The sequence below is a fragment of the Umezawaea sp. genome (genome assembly GCF_036375055.1).
GTDB lineage: Bacteria > Actinomycetota > Actinomycetes > Mycobacteriales > Pseudonocardiaceae > Umezawaea.
Window position 1 is genome coordinate 34366 of the sequence record NZ_DASUSQ010000083.1, and the last position, 22504, is coordinate 56869.

Consider the following 22504-nt stretch of genomic DNA (forward strand, 5'->3'; position numbering starts at 1 on the left):
TCCGAGCGGAGCCCCAACCCTTGGGTCACCCGGCCCTGGACCTCCAGCCGCAGTACCGCCGGTGCTAGTTTGGAGAGGTGACCGGCGGTCCTCTCATCACCCCCCAGCGCCTGGGCATCGCTCTGGTGTGCGCGGTCGCGCTGGTGGGCTGTTGCGGTCTCGCGTGGTGGCAGTGGACGAGGTTCGAATCCGCCAGCGGGACCTTCCAGAACCTCGGCTACGTGTTGCAGTGGCCGCTGTTCGGACTCTTCCCGGCCTTCATGGTCTGGCGCATCCGCAAGCTCGACGCGCAGCGCAAAGCCGAGCCGCCCGTGGTCGCACCCGCGCCTGTCGTTACCGTTGACGCCGTCAGGGCTCCCGTCGTGGACACCGACGACGAGCTGGCGGTCTACAACCGCTACCTCGCCGAGCTGAACGCGCGGGACCAGCGGTAAGCGGAACGAAGGCGGTCGGACGGGCGATGAGCGGTGCGTTGAACCGGTTCAGGTTCATGGCCTACGTGGTCGGTGTGGGCCTGTTGCTGCTGGTCGTGGCCATGCTCTTCAAGTACGTGGGCGACTCGACCGGCATGATCAAGCTCGTCGGTCCGGTCCACGGCTTCCTCTACGCCATCTACCTGGTGATCGCCGTCGACCTCGGGCTCAAGGCCCGCTGGTCCATCAAGGGCACGATCCTGGTCCTGCTCGCGGGCACGATCCCGTTCCTGTCGTTCTACGCGGAGCGCAAGGTGGTCGAGCGCGTCCGGGAGGGCGTCCCCCTGTGAGGCGACCCCTGTTGACCTGCGGCACGGCCTGCGAATAGCGTCTGGCGGTATCAACTGAACACGGCCGTCGATGGCGCGCGGAAGAGTCCCCGCGAGGGGCGCCGAAGGAGCAACTCCTCCCCGGAATCTCTCAGGCACCGGTACCGCGCGACGCAGGCAACTCTGAAAAGCAGGCGCACCCGTGCGCCTCGCCCACGGTGCAAGTCGCGCTCGCGCGTCGAAGCTCTCAGGCTCATGACAGAGGGGGAGGCTCGCTCACAGGAGGAGTCTCGCCGATGACCGTGTCCCCACTGCCCGCCGCCGGTCGACCGGTCGCCCCCGCGGCGCGGTCGGCCGTTGAGCATGCCCACCAGGGAGGATCCACCCAGATGGAAAGCCGTCGGACGCCGCTGCACGCCGAGCACGAGGCGCTGGGCGCCATGTTCACCGACTTCGCGGGCTGGCGGATGCCCCTGCGCTACGACAGCGAGCTGGCCGAGCACCACGCGGTCCGCCGGACGGCGGGGCTGTTCGACCTCACGCACATGGGCGAGATCGTGCTGGAGGGCCCGGAGGCGGGCGCCGCGCTCGACCACGCGCTGGTCGGCCACTGCTCCGCGATCGGCGTCGGCCGCGCCCGCTACACCATGATCACCCAGGCCGACGGCGGTGTGCTGGACGACCTGATCGTGTACCGGCTGGGCGACACCGAGTACCTCGTCGTCGCGAACGCCTCCAACGCCGCGCTGGTGTTCGGCGAACTGGTCGAGCGCGCGAAGGGCTTCGACACCGCCGTGGTCGACCGGTCGACGGACTACGCGCTGCTCGCCGTGCAGGGGCCGAACTCCACCGCGATCCTGGCGGGCCTCACGCCGACCGACCTGGCGACGGTGAAGTACTACGCCTCCTACCCGACCGAGGTCGCGGGCACCCCGGTGCTGCTGGCCAGGACGGGCTACACGGGCGAGGACGGCTTCGAGCTGTTCACGGCACCGGCCGACGCGCCCGCCGTGTGGGCGGCGCTCCTGGAGGCGGGCGAGGAGCACGGCCTGAAGCCCGCGGGCCTCGGCTGCCGCGACACGCTGCGCCTGGAGGCCGGGATGCCCTTGTACGGCAACGAACTGAGCACCTCCCGCACCCCGTACCACGCGAACCTCGGCCGGGTCGTGAAGCTCGACAAGCCCGGCGACTTCGTCGGGCGCGACGCGCTGGCGAAGGTCGCGGAGTCCGGTGTGGACACCACGCTCGTCGGTCTCAAGACCGAGGGACGCCGGGCGCCGAGGCACGGGTACACCGTGCTGGACGCCGACGGCGCCGCGGTCGGCGAGATCACCAGCGGGGCCCTCTCCCCGACGCTCGGGTACTCGGTGGCGATGGCCTACGTGGCCAAGGGCAGCGCCGAGCCCGGCACCAAGCTGGCGGTGGACGTCCGGGGCAGGCAGGAGCCCGTCGAGGTCGTCGCACTGCCGTTCTACAAGCGCGCCAACTGATCCGTCCCAAGGGAGACCACATGTCGGACCACTTCAACACCTCCCTCGCGGAGTTCGACCCGGAGGTGGCGGAAGCCGTCGCCGCCGAGCTCGCCCGCCAGCAGAACACGCTGGAGATGATCGCGTCGGAGAACTTCACCCCGGTGTCGGTCCTCGAAGCGCAGGGATCGGTGCTCACCAACAAGTACGCCGAGGGCTACCCCGGCCGCCGCTACTACGGCGGCTGCGAGAACGTCGACGTCGTCGAGCGGCTCGCCATCGCGCGGATCAAGGAGCTGTTCGGCGCGGGCTTCGCCAACGTGCAGCCGCACTCCGGCGCGCAGGCGAACGCCGCCGCGATGTTCGCGCTGCTGAACACCGGCGACACGATCCTCGGCCTCGACCTGGCCCACGGCGGTCACCTGACGCACGGCATGCGGATCAACTTCTCCGGCAAGCTGTACAACGTGGTGCCCTACCACGTGTCCGATTCGGACGGTCTGGTCGACATGGCCGAGGTCGAGCGCCTCGCCCAGGAGCACCAGCCGAAGCTGATCGTCGCGGGCTGGTCGGCCTACCCCCGCCAGCTGGACTTCGCGGAGTTCCGCCGGATCGCGGACTCCGTGGGCGCGTTCCTGATGGTGGACATGGCCCACTTCGCCGGTCTCGTCGCCGCGGGTCTGCACCCGAGCCCCGTGCCGCACGCGCACGTGACCACGACCACCACGCACAAGACCCTCGGCGGTCCGCGCGGCGGCGTGATCCTGTCCAACGACGCGGACATCGCGAAGAAGATCAACTCCGCTGTCTTCCCCGGCCAGCAGGGCGGCCCGCTGGAGCACGTGATCGCGGGCAAGGCCGTCGCGTTCAAGCACGCCGCCAGCCCCGAGTTCGCCGACCGCCAGCGCCGCACGGTCGAGGGCGCGAAGATCCTCGCGAACCGCCTGGTCCAGTCCGACGCCGCCGCCGCGGGCATCAAGGTGCTCACCGGCGGCACCGACGTGCACCTGGTGCTCGTCGACCTCGTCGCGTCCGAGCTGGACGGCAAGCAGGCCGAGGACCGCCTGCACCAGGTGGGCATCACCGTCAACCGCAACGCCGTCCCGAACGACCCCCGCCCGCCGATGGTCACCTCGGGCCTGCGCGTCGGCACCCCCGCCCTGGCGACCCGCGGCTTCGGCGAGGCCGACTTCGCCGAGGTGGCGGACATCATCGTCGCGGCCCTCCTGCCCGACCCGGACCTCGCCGAACTGCGCTCGCGCGTCGAGGTGCTGGCCGCGAAGCACCCGCTCTACCCGAGCCTCTGACGGCAGCGGTGGTGGAGGCCGACCGGTCTCCACCACCGGGAGACCTCGATCTCCCACCACCGCGACGAGAACGGCCCCCCGCGGACGCGGGGGGCCGTTCTCGTCGTACCTCACCGCGAAGCGAATGAGCGGCAAGTCCTCAGTTCCACGAGTGCGGTGAAGCCCGGCCCCTTCCCCGGGGCCGGGCTTCACCGCACTACCGGTGGTTCAGCACTACGCGGCGGGGGCCGTGACGCCCGGCGGGAGGCACTCGACGTTGCGCTTGCCGTTCGGCTGGATCACGAACCAGGTGCCGCCCACGCCCTGGCCCGCCCACTTGCCGGGGCCGGGGTCCTTCGAGTACGTGTACAGGCCCCAACCGTCGATCGTGACCTGCTCGGTGCCGTCAGCGCGCTTCAGCGTGCCGACGAGGGCCGGGTCGACGCCCTCCAGCTGCGGGGTGGAGCCCGCGGGCACGACCAGCGGCGGCCAGGTCACGGCGCACGCGTCGTTGCAGTTGGAGACCGGCGGCTTGGGGGTGTCCTTGTCGAAGCGGTACAGCGTGCGGCCGTCGCCGTCCTGCACGACCTCGCCCATCTTGTCGACGGTCTTGGCGACCAGCCGGACGTTCGAGACCTCGGGTGCGGCGGCGGGCGGCTCCGCGGCGGGCTGCCCGGCGGCGCTGGTCTGCGCGCCCGCGGCGGGGGCGTCGGTGCCCGCCGCGGCAGGAGTGTCGTAGCCGTAGTCACCCGGCGCGGCAGCAGCCTCCACCGCGGAACCGGTCTGAGCCACGGTGGTGCCCTGAACGCCAACGGCGTTGGTGCTCCACATGACCAGGGCGAGCACGGTTGCCATGCCGCCTGCAACGGCGATGGCGATGCGGTTACGTCGGATCACTTCTCAACTCCTCCTCGTCCGTTCATTCGCTTCACGGAGCAATACGGGGGGACCGCGTCAGCGGTTCAGAACCGAACCGAAAACAATCTCGGGCCGAACAACTGCTACCCGTCTTGGCTCAGGAGGCTCGTGGTGGTCGTTACCGGTGGAGTGGCAGGTCAGCTCGCTACCGTCGTCGAAAAGGTCCTCGGAACGCCCCTGCCGATCGGCCTGCGGGCGTGGGACGGGAGCAGCGCGGGCCCCACGAACGGACCAGTGGCGGTCATCCGGTCCAAGCGGGCGCTGCGCCGCCTGGTGTGGAACCCGGACGAGCTGGGCCTCGCGCGCGCGTACGTCGCGGGTGAGCTGGACGTCGAGGGCGACCTGACCGACGGCCTGGCGCGGTTCTGGGCGTTGGCCAGGCGGGGAGCGCTGCGCGCGGGCAAGCCGAAGGCCGTCGACCTGCTGGGGGCGGCACGGGTGGCGCTGCGCCTCGGCGCGCTCGGACCCCGGCCCGCGGCACCCGGTGAGGAGGCCAGGCTGTCCGGCGCGCGGCACACCCGCGGCCGCGACCGGGCGGCCATCGCGCACCACTACGACCTGAGCAACGACTTCTACCAGCTCGTGCTCGACCCGAGCATGGCCTACTCCAGCGGCTACTGGACGTCGGACGGTCCTGAGTACACCGTCGCGGACGCGCAGCGCGACAAGCTCGACCTGGTCTGCCGCAAGCTGGACGTGGGACCCGGCACGCGGCTGCTCGACGTCGGCTGCGGCTGGGGTTCGATGGTCGTCCACGCGGCCAAGCACTTCGGCGCGTCCACGACCGGCGTCACGATCTCCCGCGCGCAGCACGCGCACATCAGGAAGCGCGTGGCCGACGAGGGACTGGAAGACCTCGTGACGGTCAAGCTCCAGGACTACCGGGAGATCGACGACGAGCCGTTCGACGCGATCTCGACGATCGAGATGGGTGAGCACGTCGGCGAGGAGAACTACCCCGAGTACGCCGCCACCCTGCACCGGCTGCTCAAGCCCGAGGGCAGGCTGCTGCTCCAGCAGATGTCGCGCGGGGCCAACGCACCCGGTGGTGGCGCGTTCATCGAGTCCTACGTGGCCCCCGACATGCACATGCGGCCCGTCAGCGCGACGATCGGCCACCTGGAGCGGGCGGGCCTGGAGATCCGTGATGTCCACGCCCTGCGCGAGCACTACGTTCGGACCGTCCGGGCCTGGGCCGCGACGCTGGAGGAGCGGTGGGACGAGGTCGTCCCGCTGGTCGGCGAGGGCCAGGCGCGGGTGTGGCGGCTCTACCTCGCGGGCGGGGCGCTGACCTTCGAGGAGGGGCGGATGGGCGTGGACCAGGTCCTCGCGGTGCGGCCGAGCGCGAACGGCACCAGCGGCATGCCGCGCACCCGTGAGCGGGTGGCGGGGTGAACGCGGGTGGTTTCGGCCTGAACGTCCTGCTGACCGCGGTCTTCGTGCTGGTGCTCGTGTCGGCGCTGTTCGCCGCCGCGAGGTCGCGCGGCCGGTACGACGTGATCGACGTGTTCTGGGGCGTCGGCTTCGCGATCATCTCCGTGGTCACGCTGCTGCTCGCCGGTCCGACGCCGCGCGGCCTGCTGGTGGCGCTGCTGACGGTGGTGTGGGGTGTCCGCCTCGGCTGGCACATCCACGCGCGCAACCGCGGCGGGGACGAGGACCCGCGCTACGTCGCGATCCTCAAGAGGCGCGGCGTGCTCGGCATGTACCGGGTCTACGCGATCCAGGCCGTCGTCATGGTGCTGGTGTCGCTGCCGGTGCAGGCCGCGTCGTACCTGACCGCCCCGCTCGGGGTGCTCGACCACCTGGCGGTGCTCGTCTGGGCCGTCGGGTTCGCGTTCGAGTCGGTCGGCGACCGGCAGCTGGCGAGGTTCCGCGCCGATCCGGCCAGCAAGGGCCAGGTCATGGACCGCGGGCTCTGGCGCTACACCCGGCACCCGAACTACTTCGGCGACGCGGTCGTGTGGTGGGGGCTGTTCCTGTTCGCCGCGCACCACTGGATCGGCCTGCTCACGGTGGTCGCGCCGATCGCGATGACGTTCACCCTCGCCAAGGGCACCGGCAAGCCCCTGCTGGAGAAGGACATGGCCGCGCGCAGGCCCGGCTACGCGGACTACGTGGAGCGGACCAGCGGCTTCGTGCCGTGGCCGCCGAAGAAGTCCGCCTAGGTTCTTACCGGCCTCTCACCGGGACCGGCCAGACTGCTCGACGTGATGAGCACGGTGCTGCTGGCCGACGACGATCGGGCGATCCGCGAGTCCCTGGTGCGGGCGATGGAACTGGAGGGGTACCGGGTGATCCCGGTGCCCAACGGCGTCCAGGCGCTGAACGAGGTGCGCCGGTCCGGCGTGGACGCCGCGGTGGTCGACGTGATGATGCCCGGCGTCGACGGCCTCGACGTGTGCCGCCTGCTGCGCGCGGACGGCTACCGCACCCCGATCCTGCTGCTGACGGCCCGGTCCGAGACCTCGGAGCGGGTCGAGGGCCTGGACGCGGGCGCGGACGACTACCTGGTGAAGCCGTTCGAGCTGGACGAGCTGCTGGCCCGCCTGCGCGCGCTGCTGCGCCGGGTGGAGCCGCCGGACGGGAACAGGGTGCTCCAGGTCTCGGACCTGCGGATCGACCCCGCCGCCCGGCGGGTGTGGCGCGGCGGTACCGCGGTCGAGCTGTCCAAGACCGAGTTCGACCTCCTGGAACTGCTGGTGCGCAACGCGGGCATCGTGCTGGACCACGCCACCATCTACGACCGGATCTGGGGCTACGACTTCGGCGTCGAGTCGAAGAACCTCGCGGTGTACGTGGGGTACCTGAGGCGCAAGGTGGGCGGGCCGTCGCTGATCCACACCGTGCGCGGTGTCGGCTACACGGTGCGTGGGGCGTGAACGCGCGGCGCGGGCTCACGCGGGCGTTCACGGGCATCTCGGCCGCCGTGGTCCTCGCCGTCTCCGGGGTCGCCTACGCCGTCGGGGAGAGCGCCCTGGAGGGTGACGCCGAGAGGGCGTTCCGCTCGCAGGTCGACGCCACGGTCGACCGCGTCTCGCGGACCGAGCTGACCCCCAAGGGGTTCATCGAGGACGGCGAGGTCGGGAAGGACGTGATGAGCTCCCGCGACGTCGTCACGCAGGTCCTCGCGGGTGACGGCAGGCTCGGCCAGACCGATCCGGAGGCAGGTTCGTTCCCCGTCTACACCGTCGACAAGGAGGTCGCGGCCCTCGACACCGCGGGGGAGACGGCCGAGCGCGAGTTCACCCCTCGCGGGGGTGAGGAGCTGAGGGTGGTCACGGTGTCGCTCGGGGGCGGTCGGGGCGCCGTCCAGCTCGCCCGGCCGATCTCCCGGACCGAGGCGATGATCGCCGGGTTCGCCTGGCGCCTGGCGGGCGCCGCGGTGCTGGTGCTGCTGCTCGCCGTCCTGGTCGGGAGGCTCGTGGCCCGGCGCCTGACCCGTGGCCTGGAGCGGCTGACGAGGGCCGCCGAGGAGGTCGCCGAAGGCGGTCGGCTCGACCTGATGCTCGGGACGGGCGGCACCGACGAGGTGGCCAGGCTGGGGGCGGCGTTCGACTCGGTGCTGGTGCGGCTCGCGGGCGCCCGCGAGGACCAGCGGCGGCTGGTCCAGGACGCGAACCACGAGCTGCGCACGCCGTTGACCAGCCTGCGCACCAACATCGCCGTGCTCAAGAGGGTGGACGAGCTGCCGTCGGAGTCGCGCGGGCAGCTCATCGACGACTTGGACGGCGAGGCGCGGGAGCTGTCGCACCTCGTGGCGGAGCTGATCGAGTTCTCGGCGGAGCGGCGGGTGGACGAGGCGTTCGACGCGGTCGACCTGCCCGGTCTCGCCGAGCGGGTGGCGGGCCGGGCCCGGCGGCGCAGCGGGCGCGAGGTGCTGGTGGACGCCGAGGGCGTGGTCACGGGCCGCGTGCGGGGCCTGGAACGGGCGGTGACCAACCTGGTCGACAACGCGATCAAGTTCTCCGAGGGACCGGTCGAGATCGTGCTCCGGCCGAACGGCTTCCGCGTGCTCGACCGGGGACCCGGTGTCGCGCCGGAGGACCGGGCCCGGATCTTCGACCGGTTCCACCGCGCCACCTCTGCCCGCTCGCTGCCCGGTTCGGGGCTCGGGCTGGCGATCGTCCACGAGGTCGCCACCACCCACGGCGGCGCGGTGTTCGCCCGCCCGAGGTCCGGTGGCGGAGCGGAGATCGGGTTCACGCTGTGACCCCGTCCCACTGCCGGGACCAGCGCGGATCGCGGTACTAGGGTGGCCGGGTGGGCAACGAAACCTCCTTCCCGCGCCAACACGCGCGCACCCAGCGGTTCACCCTCGGCGCACCGAGGACCTTCACCGTCGCACCCGACGGTTCACACGTGTACTTCCTGCGCGTCGCGACGGCCACGAGCCGCGCGAACGGGCTGTGGGCGCTGGACACGGCCACCGGCGTCGAGACGCTCGTCGCCGATCCGGCGGCGCTGCTGACCGACCCCGAGGACCTCTCGCCGCAGGAGCGCGCGCGGCGCGAGCGCAGCCGGGAGTCCGGCGCGGGCGTCGTCGGGTACGCGGTCGACGCGGACGCCCGCCAGGCGGTGTTCGCCCTGTCCGGCAGGCTGTTCCTGGCCGACCTGACGACGAACGCGGTGCGGGAGCTGCCCGCGGCGGGCTCGGTGGTCGACCCGAGGCTGGACCCGACCGGCACGCGCGTCGCGTACGCGGCGGACGGCGACCTGCACGTCGTCGACCTGGCGAGCGGTGAGGACGCCGTGCTCGGCCACGACGACGACCCCGAGGTCACCTGGGGCCTGGCGGAGTTCATCGCGGCGGAGGAGATGAGCCGGTTCCGCGGGTACTGGTTCGCGCCGGACGGCACGGCCGTGCTCGCCGCGCGGGTGGACAACACGCCGGTCGCGCGCTGGTACATCGCCGACCCGGCCAACCCGGCGACGCGGGCGACCGAGATCGCCTACCCGGCGGCGGGCACGCCGAACGCGCTCGTGAGCCTGTCCGTGCTGGGCCTGGACGGCTCGGCCGTCGCCGTCGAGTGGGACCGCGACGCCTACCCGTACCTGGCCTCGGCGCACTGGTCCTCGGGCGGCGCCCCGCTGCTGCTGGTGCAGACCAGGGACCAGCGGACCGCGCTGGTGCTGGCCGTGGACACCGCGACCGGCGCCACCGAGGTCGTGCACACCGACACCGACCCGACCTGGGTGGAGATCATGCCGGGCGTGCCGGTGTGGACGCCGGACGGCAGGCTCGTGCGGATCGCCGTGCGCGACGGGGCGAACCGGCTCGTGGTCGGCGACGACGAGTGGACGCCGGACGGCTTCCAGGTGCGCGCGGTGCTCGACGTGACGGCCGACGACGTGCTGGTGACCGCCTCCGAGGCCGACCCGACCCAGGTCCCCGTCTACCGGGTCACCGCGGGCGCGGTGGAGCGGCTGTCCACTGAGGACGGTGTGCACCACGCGGTGCGCGGCGGTGACGTCCTGCTGCTCTCGTCGGCGGGGCTCGGCTGGTCCGGTTCCAGGGTGACCGTGTCGACCGGGCAGGAGATCGCGTCGTTCGCCGAGACCCCCGTGCTGACGCCGGAGGTGCGGCTGCTGACCGCGGGGGAGCGGGACCTGCGCGTGGCTCTGCTGTTCCCGACCGGCCACGTGCCCGGCTCGGCGAAGCTGCCGGTGCTGCTCGACCCGTACGGCGGCCCGCACGCGCAGCGCGTGCTGTCGGCGCGCAACGCCTACCTGGCCTCGCAGTGGTTGGCGGACCAGGGTTTCGCGGTGCTCGTCGCCGACGGGCGCGGCACGCCCGGCCGCGGACCGGTGTGGGAGCGGGAGATCGCGTTCGACTTCGCGGGCTCGACGCTGGAGGACCAGGTCGACGCGCTCCAGGCCGTGGCGGCGCGGTTCGACGACCTCGACCTGTCCCGCGTGGCCATCCGGGGCTGGTCCTACGGCGGGTACCTGTCGGCGCTGGCCGTGCTGCGCAGGCCTGACGTGTTCCACGCGGGCATCGCCGGGGCGCCGGTCACCGACTGGGCGCTCTACGACACGCACTACACCGAGCGCTACCTGGGGACCCCGCAGGAGCGGCCCGAGGTGTACGAGGCGAACTCGCTGATCGCCGACGCGGCGAAGCTGGAACGCCCGCTGATGATCATCCACGGGCTGGCCGACGACAACGTGGTGGCGGCGCACACGCTGCGGCTCTCGTCCGCGCTGGTCGCGGCGGGCAGGCCGCACACCGTGCTGCCGCTGAGCGGCGTCACGCACATGACGCCGCAGGAGCAGGTGGCGGAGAACCTGCTGCTGCTCCAGGTGGAATTCCTGCGCAGGTCGCTGGGCTGAGCCGAGGGGGGAGCCGGGAACCGGCTCCCCCCAACGGTTCTACGCCAGGGACTGGCGAACGGTGAACGGCGGGATCGAGCCGGACAGCAGCGCCAGGTCGTCGATCGTCTCCGGCTGGTAGCCGGAGGTCGCCAGCCGCTCGGTCATCAGCGCGGTCGGGTCCTCGACCACGTCCGCGCGGCCGAACAGGTACGCCCACTCGTGCTCGTCCGAGCCGTAGTAGACGATCGTGTCGAACACGTCGTTGAACCGCTGGAACGAGCGGATCAGCGTCGTGTTGCGCCACATGGTCTGGCAGCCAGCCTGCGTCACCACGACACCGCCGGGCGTGAGCAGCGCCTTGCACATGCGCAGGAACTCCTCGCCGTACAGGCGGTTGTGCTGCGCCTCCTCCTCGCGCTCGTCGGGGAGGTCGACCAGCACGATGTCGTACCTCGCCCCGTTGTCCGCTTCGGCGGCGCCGCGGATGTACTCCCACCCGTCGGTGTACCTCACCCGCACCGGCCCGGTGCCCGCCTCGGCCTCGGCCAGCTCCGACGGCGTGTAGCCGTACGGCAGGTGCTCGGCGCACAGCTTCACGGCCTGGGAGTCGATGTCGACGTGGTCCACGACGGTCGCGCCCGCCCGCACCGCCATCTGGCACACGACGCCCTCGCTGGACCCGATGACCAGCACGCGCTCGACCCGGTCCGCGAGCAGCAGCGCCGGGACCATCAGCGCCTCGTGGTAGGTGAGCTGGCTGAACTCGGTGCTCTGGCGGTCGTCGTCGCAGAACAGGGACCGGCCCTGCGCCGTGTCGGCGATCACCAGGTGCTGGAACTCGGTCTTGGTGTCCACCACGACGTCCTTGACGTCCCAGAGGCGGGTGAGGCCGTCACCCAGCGGTTCCCGAATGGAGTTGTCGATCGTGGTCACGCGTTTTCCTCACCAACGAGAGCCGGGACGCGGTTGCCCCGGCTGATCATGTCCGTCCGTGTCGACGCGGCGCCCAGCGCCTCGGCGAGCAACTGCACCGCAAGCGCGGGTTTCGCCCTCGTGCCGCAGGTGAACACGTCCACGAACACCGATCCGACCTCCGGATAGGTGTGGATGGACGCGTGCGACTCCGAAAGCAGGGCCAGCACGGTGACCCCCTGCGGGTCGAACTGCTTGGAGATCACCTCCAGCACCGTGGCATTCGCCTGGGTGAGAGCTTCACCGAGCGCATGCCGCAGGAACTTCTCGTCGTCGAGGATCTCGGGGCTCACGCCCTCCAACTCGGCGAGCACGTGCTGTCCTGCGAACAAGCCGACCGGCTCCGTCTCGCACGGAACTTCGGACATCAATCACTCCAAACATCTTCAGCGGGACCGAACTGGTGGACATCCGGGGCGTGCTCATCGCACGCAGTACGTGGCCAGCGGGCCGAAACCGTTGAAGGCCACCGAGGAGTAGCTCGACGTGTAGGCGCCCGCGCCGAGCAGGTCGACGTGGTCACCCGCCCGCAGGTCGAGCGGCAGGTCGTAGCGGACGCGCTGGTAGAGCACGTCGTCGGCGTCGCAGGTCGGTCCGGCGAGCACGACCGGGCCGCACTGCCCGTCGTCCTTGCTGGTGCGCAGCGGGTAGGCGATGGCTTCGCCCTCGGTCTCCGCCAAACCACCGTAGCGGCCGACGTCGAGGTAGACCCACCGCCGTTCGTCGGAGTACGACTTCCGCGACACCAGAACGACTTCCGAGCGGATCACGCCGGACTCGGCGACGACCGCGCGGCCGGGCTCGATCATCACGGTCGGCCGGTGCTCGCCGAAGTGCTCGGCGATCGAGGCGGTGATGGCCTCGGCGAAGTCCGCCAGCGGCGGCGGTTCCTCCAGGTACGCCGACGGCAGGCCGCCGCCGAGGTTGACCGTGGACAGCTCCAGGCCCTCGGCCCGCAGCTTCGCGGTGATCGCGCCCGCGTCGGCGATGGCGGCGTCCCAGCCGTGCGGGTCCAGCTGCTGGGACCCGGCGTGGAAGGCGACACCCAGTGCCCGCAGCCCGAGCCGGTCGGCCAGCCGCAGCAGGTCCGTCGCCATCTCCGGGTCGCAGCCGAACTTCTTGCCGAACGGGTAGGTGGACCTGTTGGCCTTGACGAAGATCCGCAGCAGCACGCCCGAACCGGGCGCGTGCTCGGCGATGGCCCGCACGTCCTGCTCGCTGTCCGACACGAACAGCCGCACACCCCGCCCGAAGGCGTAGGCGACGTCGGCGGCCTTCTTGATCGGGTTGCTGTAGGAGATCCGCTCGGCGGGAGCGCCCTGCGCGAGGCACAGGTCGATCTCCGCCGGGCTGGCCACGTCGAACGAGCTGCCCTCCGCGGCCAGCAGGCCGACCACCTCGGGCTCCGGGTTCGCCTTCACGGCGTAGAAGACGCCGACACCGGGGAGCGCGGCCGAGATCGCGGTGTAGCGCTCCCGCACGGTCTCCAGGTCGACGACCAAACAGGGGGTGGCGGGTCGCTCATGATCCAGAAAACGGCGGATGCGAGCTTGTGCCTCCTCACGCCCGGTTCCAACGGGACGTGGCATCAGCGGATCGACCGCTGGTGTGGCAACGCTCTCAGTCATTCCGCCAGGGATCTCCCATCACACCGTGTTCGGGCACGGCCGTCCACTCTAGGTGGTGTCGGCGGAAAACGGGGTACCGGATCTGCCCAATGTGATCGATCAGGCGTTGCGGAGCTCGATCAGGGACACGTCCGGAGGAGCGCCCACCCGGACCGGGGGACCCCAGAAGCCCGCGCCGTTGCTGACGTAGACCGGCATCCCGCCGACCGTCGCCAGCCCGGAGACGACCGGCTGCTGGAGGGTGACGGCGTAGTTGAACGGCCACATCTGGCCGCCGTGGGTGTGGCCCGACAGCTGGAGGTCCACGCCCAGCTCCGCGGCCTGCGTGGCCTGCACGGGCTGGTGCGCGAGCAGGACGACCGGCGTGGACGTGTCGCGGCCGTCGAGCGCCTTCACCATGTCCGGGCCGTCGCCGTAGCCGCGGCCGGTGACGTCGTTGACGCCCGCGAGGTCGAACGAGGCCCCGTCGCGGGCGATGGTGAGCCGCTCGTTGCGCAGCGGGTCCACGCCGAGCCTGCTCAGCTCCGCCAGCCACGGCTGCGCGCCGGAGAAGTACTCGTGGTTGCCGGTGACGAAGAAGCTGCCGTGCCTGCTGACCAGGTCGCGCAGCGGCGCGGCGGCCTCGCCCAGCTCCTCCACGGTGCCGTCGACGAGGTCGCCGACGATGGCGACCAGGTCGGGCTGGAGGCCGTTGATGGTGTTCACGATCCGCTCGGTGTGCGACCGGCCCAGCAGCGGGCCGAGGTGGATGTCGCTGACCACGGCGATCCGGAAGCCCGAGAGCGAGGGGGCGAGCTTGCCCAGGGGGACGGGCACCCGCTTGACGACGGGCCCGCCGAGCGCCTGCGTCGCCCCGTAGCCGACGACGCCGGTCGCGGCGAGCCCGCCCGCGACGGCCAGCGACCGGGCGATGAACAGCCGCCTGCTCGTGTCGACCGGCCCGGCCGGGGGTTCCTCGACCGGTGCCGCCGCGGGCTCGGTTGGCACGGTGACCGGCGCGGGGACCTGCTCGCGGCGCCACACCCGGTTGAGCACCGCGCGGGGCACCTCCAGCACGGCCAGCAGCAGCGTGAGGTAGAGCGTCATCGCCAGCCACAGGTAGCCGGGCCAGGCGAGCACCGCGCCGAGGTCGGGGCCGAGGTACCGGCCGCCGACGAGACCGGCGAACAGGAGCAGGAACATGCCGACGACGGCGGCGGTGCCCAGCCTCCTGCCGCGGGGCGTGGTGGTCGTGTCGCGGACCAGCCGCTTCCACAGGTAGAGGTGGGCGAGGCCGGTCGGCACGCCGAGCAGCAGCAGGAAGATCACGGCGCCAGTGTCCACGTTCTCGCGTTCGTCCGGCGTCTGGCCCCGCGATCGGCCATTCGGGTTGTCGTGTCACGAGCGCGGGACCGTCCGGCCTGGACGGACACCGGCGTCGCGGCGGCGAGGACGGGCATAAATGCGGAAAGTGACCGGGATATTGACGATGATCCGATGCCCCTGCCCCCTGGAATCCAGTGTTGACAGGTTATCCGAGCCGCTGTCACGCTCCCCGCAGCAAGGAGAAACCGCTTGCTTCCACGGGAGGAAGTACAGCGGTGTAATTAACTGGAGTTTCGTGGTGGGGTGGAAAGGAGAAACCAGGCGACTAGGTGGGGGTTCTCTTTTTCCTCATGAGGGGGACCTTCTTAGGGGATAACTCCTGGAAAGAGGCGACGAGATGACCTCGACCTTCGACGACGTGCGGAATGCGATGTGCCTGAACGGTCACGACCTGACTCCGCGCGAGGTCGCGGACATCGCGCGGCGCCCGGTGCGGCCGCGGGTGGGCGTCGACCCCGAAGCGCTCGCGCGCATGGAGTGCTCCCACGGCCTCAAGCTCCGGCTGATCGACCTCGGCCTGCCCCTCTACGGGGTCACGACCGGCTTCGGCGACAGCAGCGCGCGCCAGATCTCCGCGGTCAAGACCGCCGAACTCCAGCGCAACCTCGTCCGCTACCACCTCAACGGCACCGGCCCGCGCAGCAGTCCCGAGGTCGTGCGCGCCACCCTGCTGATCCGGGCCAACTGCTTGGCCAGGGGCCACTCCGGAGTCCGCCCGGCGCTGGTCGCGAGGCTGCTGGCCCTGTTGGAGAACGACGTCCTGCCGATCATCCCGGAGCGCGGCTCGGTCGGCGCGAGCGGTGACCTCGTCCCGCTCTGCTACCTGGCGAGCACCGTCATCGGCGAGGGGGACGTCCGGTTCCGGGGACGCGACGTCCCCGCGGTCGACGCCCTCGCCGAGTGCGGCCTCGAACCGTTCGTGCTGGAGGCCAAGGAGGGCCTGGCGCTCATCAACGGCACCTCCTTCATGTCCGCGTTCGCCGCGCTGGCGGTCGAGTCGGCCAAGGAGGTCGCCGCCGTCGCCGACCTGTGCACCGCGCTCGGCGCGCAGGTGCTGCTCGGCAACCAGGGCCACTACGACCGTTTCATCCACGAGCAGAAACCGCATCCCGGTCAACTCACGAGCGCCGACAACATCCGCGTGTTGTTGGACGGATCAGGTCTTTCGCGAACCTACGGAGAAGTGCTGACCTCCGATCCGATGCCGATCGGGGCGGGCTTCCACCACCTCGACCACGCCGTTCAGGATCGCTATTCCCTGCGCTGCGCACCCGCCGTCACCGGGGTTTTGCGAGATCTCGTGGAATGGGCCGAGAAATGGGTCACCATCGAGATCAACTCGACCAACGACAACCCGCTCTTCGACGCCGCCGACAACGCGGTGCGCAGCGGCGGCAACTTCTACGGCGGGCACATCGGGCAGGCGATGGACGGCCTCAAGCTCGCCGTGGCGAACGTGGCGGACCTGCTCGACCGGCAGCTCGCGCTCGTCGTGGACGAGAAGTTCAACAACGGGATGCCCGCGAACCTGGTGCTGCCGTTCGCCGAGGACGACTGGCGGGCCGGGCTGCACCACGGGTTCAAGGGGATGCAGATCGCCGCGTCCTCGCTCACGGCCGAGGCGCTGAAGCTGACCGCGCCCGCGAGCGCGTTCTCCCGGTCGACCGAGGCGCACAACCAGGACAAGGTCAGCATGGGCACGATCGCCGCCCGTGACGCCAGGACGGTGCTCGAACTGGCCGAGCAGGTCGCCGCGATCCACCTGCTCGCGCTCTGCCAGGCCGCCGACCTGCGCGGACCCGAGCTGCTCAGCCCCGCCACGCGGCCCGCGTTCGACCTGGTGCGCGAGCACGTGCCGATGGTCGACGCCGACCGGCGGATGGACGCCGACATCCACACCGTCGTCTCCCTGATCAGGAGCGGCGCGATGCGGACGTCGTGCAAGCTGCTGTGACGCCCGGCGCGGGGTTCTAGAGCGGTGGGATGAGCCCGGTGAACGTCCGGTTGCCGTCGCAGTGGGGGCACGACCGCCCGTTGTCCACGGTCCTGGGCGTGCCGCCGATCACGGCGAGCACCGGGTTCGCCACGAACCCCGCGCCACCGCACAGCTGGCACACCGTCCGCACCTCGCGGGTCACCTCGAACAGGTCCGACGGGTCTTCCTCGAAGTCCTCGTCGAAGCCCTCGTCGTCGTCCTCGGTGTAGTCGTCGTCCTGCTCGTCGTCCTCGCTCATCAGGGCACCACCGTACCCGTTGAGAGGTGCGCCACCGGCTCGTGGTCGAGGTAGTCCGTTCGAGTGTTTCAGCAGGTACCGTGCCGTACGTCATGCGCACGCTGTTGATCGACAACTACGACTCGTTCACCTTCAACCTGTTCCAGTACCTCGCGCGGGTGAACGAGCACGATCCGGTCGTCATCACGAACGACGATCCGCACTTCCGGCTGACCGATCTCGGCGGTTTCGACAACGTGGTGATCTCACCCGGACCGGGCGACCCCCGGAACAGGGGCGATTTCGGCCTCTGCCAAGACGTCATCGCGCACGCGCGCATTCCTCTGCTCGGTGTTTGCCTCGGGCACCAGGGGCTGTGCCTCGACCGCGGGGCCACCGTCGCGCTCGCGCCGGAACCGCGCCACGGCCGCGTCGACCTGGTCCGGCACACCGGCGCGGACCTGTTCGCCGGGCTGCCCTCGCCGTTCCGGGTGGTCCGCTACCACTCGCTGGCGGTCACCGACCTGCCGCCGGAGCTGGAACCGGTCGCCTGGTCGGACGACGGGGTGCTCATGGCCGTCCGGCACCGGACGCGGCCCGCGTGGGGGGTGCAGTTCCACCCGGAGTCGATCTGCACCGAGCACGGCCACCAGCTGCTGGCGAACTTCCGCCGCCTCACCGAGGAGCACCACGCGGTCGAGCCCGTCGAGCCCGTCCGGGTGACCCGACCGGCCGCCGCGCCGCCGTCGCGGGAGGTCCTGGTGCGGTCGCTGGACGCGCACCCGGACCCCGAGGCCGCGTTCGCGCGGCTGCACGGCTCGTCGCCGGACGCGTTCTGGCTGGACAGCAGCAGCGCGGGCGGGCGGGGGCGGTTCTCCGTGATGGGGGACGCGAGCGGACCGCTGGCGCGGGTCGCCACGGTCGACGTGTTCGCCGGGCGGGTGACCGTGACCGGCGCCGACGGCGTCACCGCGCACGACGGGCCGTTCTTCGACTGGCTGGAGCGCGACCTGGCGGAGAACGCCGTGCGGGCCCCCGACCTGCCGTTCGAGTTCGCGCTCGGCTGGGTGGGCTACCTCGGGTACGAGCTGAAGGCCGAGTGCGGCGGCGAGCTCGCCCACCGGTCCGAGCTCCCGGACGCGGCCATGGTGTTCGCCGACCGCGCGGTGGTGTTCGACCACCTGCTGCGGCGCGTGCACCTGCTGTCGTTGACCGACGACGGCTGGTTCGCCGAGGTCGAGGCCGCGCTGAGCGAGGTCGGCGCGTCGGCCGAGCCGGTGGGAGCGGTCGGCTCCGGGTTCGCCGGGGTGTCGCTGCGGCACGCGGGACCGCACTACCTGAAGCTGGTCGACGCGTGCCTGGAGGCGATCACCGCGGGGGAGACCTACGAGGTGTGCCTGACCAACCAGGTGACCTGGCGCGGCACCGTCGACCCGTGGACCGCCTACCGGTTCCTGCGGCGCGAGAGCCCGGCTCCGTTCGGGGCGCTGCTGCGGTTCGGCGCGCTGTCGGTGCTCAGCACCTCGCCCGAGCGGTTCCTGCGGGTCGACCGCGACCGCGTCGTGCTGTCCGAGCCGATCAAGGGCACCCGGCCGCGCGGTCGCACCCCCGAGGAGGACGCCGCGCTGCGCCACGACCTCGCCACCAGCGTGAAGGACCGCGCCGAGAACCTGATGATCGTGGACCTGGTCCGCAACGACCTCGGGCACAACGCGGAGGTCGGCTCGGTGGAGGTGCCGAGGATCTTCGACGTCGAGACGTACGCGACCGTCCACCAGCTCGTGAGCGGGGTCCGAGCGGTGCTGCGGCCCGGCGCCTCGACCGTGCGGTGCGTTCGCGACGCCTTCCCCGGTGGCTCGATGACCGGTGCGCCGAAGATCCGGACAATGCAGATCCTCGACGGCCTGGAAGGAGGGCCCAGGGGTGTCTACTCAGGAGCCCTCGGTTACTTCTCGCTGTCCGGATCAGCGGACTTCAGCATCGTCATCAGGACTCTCGTGGTCCACGAGGACAAGGTGAGTTTCGGCGTGGGCGGAGCCGTGATCGCCCTCTCGGACGGCGCCGAGGAATTCGAGGAGACGGCGGTCAAGGCGACTGCCGTGCTCCGTCTGCTCGACACGCCGTTTCCCGGTCGTCAGTCGAACGCCGCAGTGGACGCGGAATGGTCCACCACGTGAGTTAACGGCTCGTTTCGCCGCGTTGACCCGCCATCAGGCCAGGCCAACGCGGTGAAACGACGACGTGTCAGGAAGCGTGCGCTTCCTGGAACTGCACGACCAGGCCCTGCGGAATGCGGCCACGGTCGGAGATCTGGTGCCCCTGCGCACGCGCCCAGTCGCGAATGGCCTGCGCCTGAGCCTTGTCACCAGCCTTGACGGTGCTCTTGCCGGTGCCCTTGCGCTGCTTGCGACCTCCAGCGCGACGCGCCTTGGCGACGAAGTCGCCGAGCGACTCGCGCAGCTTGTCCGCATTCTCCTTCGACAGGTCGATGGAGTACTCCACACCGTCCAGCGCGAAGGTTACGGTCTCGTCGGCTTCGCCGCCGTCGAGGTCGTCGATGAGTTGGACGACGGTCTGCTGTGCCACTGTTCCTCCGTATGTGCTCGCATAGCGCGTGCTGCCGTCGACTGTAACTTCGCCACACGCTTCGGGGTCACCATAGTGCACAACGTGAATATCGGCTAACCTTTGAGAGGCAAAATGTGACTGATGCCCCCCGGTCGGGTCATTTTGGTGCCTGACGTTTAAATGCACGTCAAGACGGCGCCGGTTACCGCGACAAACGGCGCGCACGAGGGTGGTGCGGACGCCTATCCTGGAGGCGATACCCACCCAGGGTAGGGAAGGCCGGGAGTGATGCACGGGTACACCTCGAACAAGGACGACTACCTCAAGCGGCTCCGTCGCATCGAAGGCCAGGTGCGCGGTCTCCAGCGCATGGTCGACAACGACGACTACTGCATCGACGTCCTCACCCAGATCTCAGCGGCCACGAAGGCCCTCCAGGCCGTCTCCCTCGGCCTCCTCGACGAACACCTCAAGCACTGCGTCGCCCAGGCCGCGGCGGAGGGCGGTGAGGTCGCGGAGGAGAAGATCCGCGAAGCCAGCGCGGCCATCGGCCGCCTCGTCCGCTCCTAGGGCCCGTTTCCCGAGGGCGCGACCTGATCCAGTACAGTTGCGCCCTGCCGGCCCCCGTAGCCCAACCGGCAGAGGCAGCGGACTCAAAATCCGTCCAGTGTCAGTTCGACTCTGACCGGGGGCACTCCACTCGTTCTCCTCTTCGGCTCCTGACCAGCGGTACCGGTCAGGAGCCGAAGACGTTTGCGGCCCTGCCACCGCGGTGACCGATCGTCCCGCGCAATGGCTCCGAGCCCGTTCGCGGTGACGCGGTGCGCGGCCTTTTCGTTATCCCACCCGTCACCCGCCGTACCCGCGCTTGCGGCGCACTGGTGCATATGCGCACCCGTTCGGAGTCATCCCGCGCGTCCCTCGCTGGTGGTGAATGGAACGGGCTTCCTCGGGTTCTCGCAGCACGTTCTCCGCGTTCGCGGCCGGCGCCGCCGGGGTTTTCGTCGCGCGCGGAGAGGTTGACCCTCATATTTGCGCCGCGGTCCGGTCGGGCGGGTGTCGGGGCCGTCGCGGGGACGAAGTCGTGGTGGAAAGCGAGTGGGCGGTGTGCTAATCACCCGGTGCCCGCCGGTCCTCGCAGGACGGGGCTTTCGCTAACCGGCGGTGGGAAACGCGGTGCGGCACAGGGGTTCGCGGCCGGGTGAATGCGGTTCGGTGATCCGGTCGGTCGACCGGGCGAGGGTCACCTGGTGGTCGTGGGGGACCCGGAAAGGCTTATCGGACTTCGGGCCTTACCGAGTTCGCGACCTGCTCGGGCAGGGCGGGACGGGGGTCGTGCACCGCGCGTACGACTCGCTCACCACTCCACCGCGCGGACCCCGTCGTCGCTGTTCTGCCGCCGTCAGCCGGAGGTTTCCGCTCGCGGTGCCCCCGAAGCCTCGTGCCGACCGGTGTCGGAGTGCACGGGTAGCGTCCTCGCCATGTACGTGAAGCTGTGCGGGCTGCGCACCGAGGCCGACGTCGCGGTCGCCGTGGACGCGGGCGCGGACGCGGTCGGGTTCGTGTTCACCGCGAGCGCCCGGCAGGTCGACCCGGCGACCGCGAAACGGCTCGTGGCCGCCGTTCCGCCCGGTGTCCTGGCGGTCGGGGTGTTCGCGGGCGTCCCCGCCGCCGAGGCGGGTGACCTGGCCGTCGCCGCGGGCGTGGGCGCGGTCCAGTTGCACGGCGACTACCCGCGCGAGGCGTTCGCCGAGCTGGCGGGCCTGCCGGTGCGGCTGGTGCGCGCGACCGCGCTGCGCGCCGACACCGACCTGCGCGTCGGCGCGTACGGCGAGGAGTACCTGCTGCTCGACTCCCCGGTCCCCGGTTCGGGCCACCGCTGGGAACTGGACGCCCTGGCCACCCGCCCGGACGGCCCGTGGCTGCTCGCGGGCGGCCTGGACGTGGCCAACGTCGCCGACGCCGTCACCCGCGCCCAGCCCTGGGGGGTCGACGTGTCGAGCGGCATCGAGTCGTCGCGCGGTGTCAAGGACCACGGCCTGATGCGCGAGTTCGTGGCCGCCGCACACCTCCGCTGAACCACCACGGAACCTCCACGTCCCGGTGGTTGGCTGGGCGCATGGCGGACATCAGCTACCTGGACGACGTGGCGGCCACCCGTGCGGGCCACGACTACAAGCGGGCGCTCCTCGCGGCCCTGGCCCCCACCGGTGCCCACACCGTCCTCGACATCGGCTGCGGCCCCGGCACCGACCTGCCCGCGCTGGCGGCCCTGGCGGGCACCACCGTCGGCGTCGACCACGACCCGACCATGGTCGCCGAGGCCCGCCGCCGCACCGCCGCCCTCCCCGACGTCCGCGTCCTCACCGCCGACGCCCACGCCCTGCCGCTGCCCGACCACTCGGTCGACCGCGCCCGCGCCGACCGCGTCCTCCAGCACGTCGCCGACCCGCTCCGCGTGCTCACCGAGGTCCGCCGCGTCCTCCGCGCCGGCGGCCTGGCCGCGTTCGCCGAGCCGGACTGGGAGACGCTCGTCGTCGATCCGGGCGACCTCGACACGGGCCGCACCCTGGCCCGCTACCTGCGCACCGACGTCGTCCGCAACGCCGTCGTCGGCCGTCAGCTACCCCGCCTGGCGGAGGAGGCGGGCTTGGAGGTCCGCTCAGCCACCGCCACCGCCCCGGTGTTCCGCGACTTCACCGAGGCCGACCGCGTCTTCGGCCTGACCCGCACCGCGGAGCGGGCCGTGCGGGCGGGCGGGCTCACCCGCGCTGAGGTGGACCAGTGGCTGACGGCGTTGACCGCTGGCCCGTTCCTGGCGAGCGTGGTGCTGTCCGCGGTGGTCGTGGTCAAGCGGTAGCCGCTGCCACGGTCGCGTCGTGCACCGGTCCACGTCGGCCGGTGTGGCGGCCAGGCACGGGACGGAGCTGGTCGCGGCCGGCGCCGGGAGTGGACGGTGCTTTGTGGACGGAGGGTGGGCGACCGGGTGGTCGGACGGACCCGCCTGCACCCGTTCGGCGAAGCGGCG

General features: G+C 71.3%; 21 protein-coding genes, 1 tRNA gene and 2 riboswitches. Of the genes, 15 read left to right on the top strand and 7 right to left on the bottom strand.

Annotated elements, in window-relative coordinates; genetic code table 11:
- Window positions 1-77: 77 nt before the first annotated feature.
- The 4 genes from VFZ92_RS22705 to glyA all read left to right on the top strand — a co-directional run bounded on the left by VFZ92_RS22705 (window position 78) and on the right by glyA (window position 3518).
- Window positions 78-434, top strand: a complete 357-nt coding sequence (locus VFZ92_RS22705; protein WP_330878025.1) for a hypothetical protein — start codon at window positions 78-80, stop codon at window positions 432-434.
- A 26-nt stretch (window positions 435-460) separates the two neighbouring features.
- Window positions 461-763: a DUF3817 domain-containing protein gene (locus tag VFZ92_RS22710; RefSeq protein ID WP_330878026.1), complete on the top strand. Its 303-nt coding sequence runs from the start codon at window positions 461-463 to the stop codon at window positions 761-763.
- A 68-nt stretch (window positions 764-831) separates the two neighbouring features.
- A riboswitch (glycine riboswitch) is annotated at window positions 832-919 on the top strand.
- A riboswitch (glycine riboswitch) is annotated at window positions 920-1014 on the top strand.
- Between the two features lie 117 nt (window positions 1015-1131).
- Window positions 1132-2232, top strand: coding sequence for a glycine cleavage system aminomethyltransferase GcvT (gene gcvT, locus VFZ92_RS22715; protein WP_330878027.1), 1101 nt, complete (start codon window positions 1132-1134; stop codon window positions 2230-2232).
- Between the two features lie 20 nt (window positions 2233-2252).
- Window positions 2253-3518 carry a serine hydroxymethyltransferase gene (gene glyA / locus VFZ92_RS22720; RefSeq protein ID WP_330878028.1) on the top strand — a complete coding sequence of 422 codons (1266 nt, stop codon included), beginning with the start codon at window positions 2253-2255 and terminating at the stop codon, window positions 3516-3518.
- Window positions 3519-3731: 213 nt separating this feature from the next.
- Here glyA and VFZ92_RS22725 read toward each other — a convergent pair whose 3' ends face one another.
- Window positions 3732-4394: a hypothetical protein gene (locus tag VFZ92_RS22725; RefSeq protein ID WP_330878029.1), complete on the bottom strand. Its 663-nt coding sequence runs from the start codon at window positions 4392-4394 to the stop codon at window positions 3732-3734.
- A gap of 204 nt (window positions 4395-4598) precedes the next feature.
- On the opposite strand from VFZ92_RS22725, the gene VFZ92_RS22730 reads away from it, so the two are divergent.
- Genes VFZ92_RS22730 through VFZ92_RS22750 form a run of 5 tightly spaced genes read left to right on the top strand, consistent with a single transcriptional unit; the run spans window position 4599 to window position 10748 of the window.
- The gene (locus VFZ92_RS22730) at window positions 4599-5810 is read left to right on the top strand and encodes a class I SAM-dependent methyltransferase (protein WP_414719980.1); all 1212 of its coding nucleotides are present in this window, start codon (window positions 4599-4601) and stop codon (window positions 5808-5810) included.
- A complete protein-coding gene (locus VFZ92_RS22735; protein WP_330878031.1) occupies window positions 5807-6583 on the top strand; it encodes a DUF1295 domain-containing protein in 777 nt (258 codons plus the stop codon). The genes VFZ92_RS22730 and VFZ92_RS22735 overlap by 4 nt, the downstream gene beginning before the upstream one ends.
- Before the next feature lie 45 nt (window positions 6584-6628).
- The gene (locus VFZ92_RS22740) at window positions 6629-7297 is read left to right on the top strand and encodes a response regulator transcription factor (RefSeq protein ID WP_330878032.1); all 669 of its coding nucleotides are present in this window, start codon (window positions 6629-6631) and stop codon (window positions 7295-7297) included.
- On the top strand, window positions 7294-8628 hold the full coding sequence (locus tag VFZ92_RS22745; RefSeq protein ID WP_330878033.1) for a HAMP domain-containing sensor histidine kinase: 1335 nt from the start codon (window positions 7294-7296) through the stop codon (window positions 8626-8628). The genes VFZ92_RS22740 and VFZ92_RS22745 overlap by 4 nt, the downstream gene beginning before the upstream one ends.
- Window positions 8629-8678: 50 nt before the next feature.
- A complete protein-coding gene (locus VFZ92_RS22750) occupies window positions 8679-10748 on the top strand; it encodes a S9 family peptidase (protein ID WP_330878034.1) in 2070 nt (689 codons plus the stop codon).
- 39 nt (window positions 10749-10787) lie between these two features.
- Here the strand turns inward: VFZ92_RS22750 and VFZ92_RS22755 are convergent, their stop codons facing one another.
- From VFZ92_RS22755 to VFZ92_RS22770, 4 genes are all read right to left on the bottom strand, one after another.
- On the bottom strand, window positions 10788-11654 hold the full coding sequence (locus VFZ92_RS22755) for a spermidine synthase (protein WP_330878112.1): 867 nt from the start codon (window positions 11652-11654) through the stop codon (window positions 10788-10790).
- Window positions 11655-11659: 5 nt separating this feature from the next.
- Window positions 11660-12070, bottom strand: a complete 411-nt coding sequence (gene speD / locus VFZ92_RS22760; RefSeq protein ID WP_330878035.1) for an adenosylmethionine decarboxylase — start codon at window positions 12068-12070, stop codon at window positions 11660-11662.
- Window positions 12071-12124: 54 nt separating this feature from the next.
- Entirely contained in the window at window positions 12125-13291 is a 1167-nt protein-coding gene (locus VFZ92_RS22765) for a type III PLP-dependent enzyme (protein ID WP_414719975.1), read from the bottom strand.
- A gap of 138 nt (window positions 13292-13429) precedes the next feature.
- Complete coding sequence (locus tag VFZ92_RS22770; protein WP_330878037.1) at window positions 13430-14638, bottom strand: metallophosphoesterase; 1209 nt, start codon at window positions 14636-14638, stop codon at window positions 13430-13432.
- A 394-nt stretch (window positions 14639-15032) separates the two neighbouring features.
- Here VFZ92_RS22770 and VFZ92_RS22775 point away from each other — a divergent pair, with 394 nt between their 5' ends.
- On the top strand, window positions 15033-16649 hold the full coding sequence (locus VFZ92_RS22775; protein WP_330878038.1) for an aromatic amino acid ammonia-lyase: 1617 nt from the start codon (window positions 15033-15035) through the stop codon (window positions 16647-16649).
- A gap of 16 nt (window positions 16650-16665) precedes the next feature.
- Here the strand turns inward: VFZ92_RS22775 and VFZ92_RS22780 are convergent, their stop codons facing one another.
- Complete coding sequence (locus VFZ92_RS22780) at window positions 16666-16929, bottom strand: hypothetical protein (RefSeq protein ID WP_330878039.1); 264 nt, start codon at window positions 16927-16929, stop codon at window positions 16666-16668.
- Between the two features lie 92 nt (window positions 16930-17021).
- Between VFZ92_RS22780 and pabB the strand changes: the two genes are divergently transcribed.
- Entirely contained in the window at window positions 17022-19085 is a 2064-nt protein-coding gene (pabB, locus tag VFZ92_RS22785) for an aminodeoxychorismate synthase component I (protein ID WP_330878040.1), read from the top strand.
- 67 nt (window positions 19086-19152) lie between these two features.
- Here pabB and VFZ92_RS22790 read toward each other — a convergent pair whose 3' ends face one another.
- Window positions 19153-19494, bottom strand: coding sequence for a histone-like nucleoid-structuring protein Lsr2 (locus VFZ92_RS22790; protein WP_259623707.1), 342 nt, complete (start codon window positions 19492-19494; stop codon window positions 19153-19155).
- 270 nt (window positions 19495-19764) lie between these two features.
- On the opposite strand from VFZ92_RS22790, the gene VFZ92_RS22795 reads away from it, so the two are divergent.
- The 4 genes from VFZ92_RS22795 (at window position 19765) to VFZ92_RS22810 (ending at window position 22336) form a co-directional block, all read left to right on the top strand.
- Window positions 19765-20046 carry a metal-sensitive transcriptional regulator gene (locus VFZ92_RS22795; RefSeq protein ID WP_330878041.1) on the top strand — a complete coding sequence of 94 codons (282 nt, stop codon included), beginning with the start codon at window positions 19765-19767 and terminating at the stop codon, window positions 20044-20046.
- 50 nt (window positions 20047-20096) lie between these two features.
- Window positions 20097-20170: transfer RNA gene (locus VFZ92_RS22800), tRNA-Leu, on the top strand.
- A 787-nt stretch (window positions 20171-20957) separates the two neighbouring features.
- Complete coding sequence (locus VFZ92_RS22805; protein ID WP_330878042.1) at window positions 20958-21554, top strand: phosphoribosylanthranilate isomerase; 597 nt, start codon at window positions 20958-20960, stop codon at window positions 21552-21554.
- A gap of 41 nt (window positions 21555-21595) precedes the next feature.
- Entirely contained in the window at window positions 21596-22336 is a 741-nt protein-coding gene (locus tag VFZ92_RS22810; RefSeq protein ID WP_330878043.1) for a methyltransferase domain-containing protein, read from the top strand.
- The last annotated feature ends 168 nt before the right edge of the window (window positions 22337-22504 follow it).

Coding starts and splice junctions, on each gene's coding strand:
- VFZ92_RS22710 (WP_330878026.1), top strand. CDS start 461: ATGAGCGGTGCGTTGAACCGGTTCAGGTTCATGGCCTACGTGGTCGGT.
- gcvT (WP_330878027.1), top strand. CDS start 1,132: ATGGAAAGCCGTCGGACGCCGCTGCACGCCGAGCACGAGGCGCTGGGC.
- glyA (WP_330878028.1), top strand. CDS start 2,253: ATGTCGGACCACTTCAACACCTCCCTCGCGGAGTTCGACCCGGAGGTG.
- VFZ92_RS22740 (WP_330878032.1), top strand. CDS start 6,629: ATGAGCACGGTGCTGCTGGCCGACGACGATCGGGCGATCCGCGAGTCC.
- speD (WP_330878035.1), bottom strand. CDS start 12,070: ATGTCCGAAGTTCCGTGCGAGACGGAGCCGGTCGGCTTGTTCGCAGGA.
- VFZ92_RS22765 (WP_414719975.1), bottom strand. CDS start 13,291: ATGCCACGTCCCGTTGGAACCGGGCGTGAGGAGGCACAAGCTCGCATC.
- VFZ92_RS22775 (WP_330878038.1), top strand. CDS start 15,033: ATGACCTCGACCTTCGACGACGTGCGGAATGCGATGTGCCTGAACGGT.
- VFZ92_RS22780 (WP_330878039.1), bottom strand. CDS start 16,929: ATGAGCGAGGACGACGAGCAGGACGACGACTACACCGAGGACGACGAC.
- pabB (WP_330878040.1), top strand. CDS start 17,022: ATGCGCACGCTGTTGATCGACAACTACGACTCGTTCACCTTCAACCTG.
- VFZ92_RS22795 (WP_330878041.1), top strand. CDS start 19,765: ATGCACGGGTACACCTCGAACAAGGACGACTACCTCAAGCGGCTCCGT.
- VFZ92_RS22805 (WP_330878042.1), top strand. CDS start 20,958: ATGTACGTGAAGCTGTGCGGGCTGCGCACCGAGGCCGACGTCGCGGTC.
- VFZ92_RS22810 (WP_330878043.1), top strand. CDS start 21,596: ATGGCGGACATCAGCTACCTGGACGACGTGGCGGCCACCCGTGCGGGC.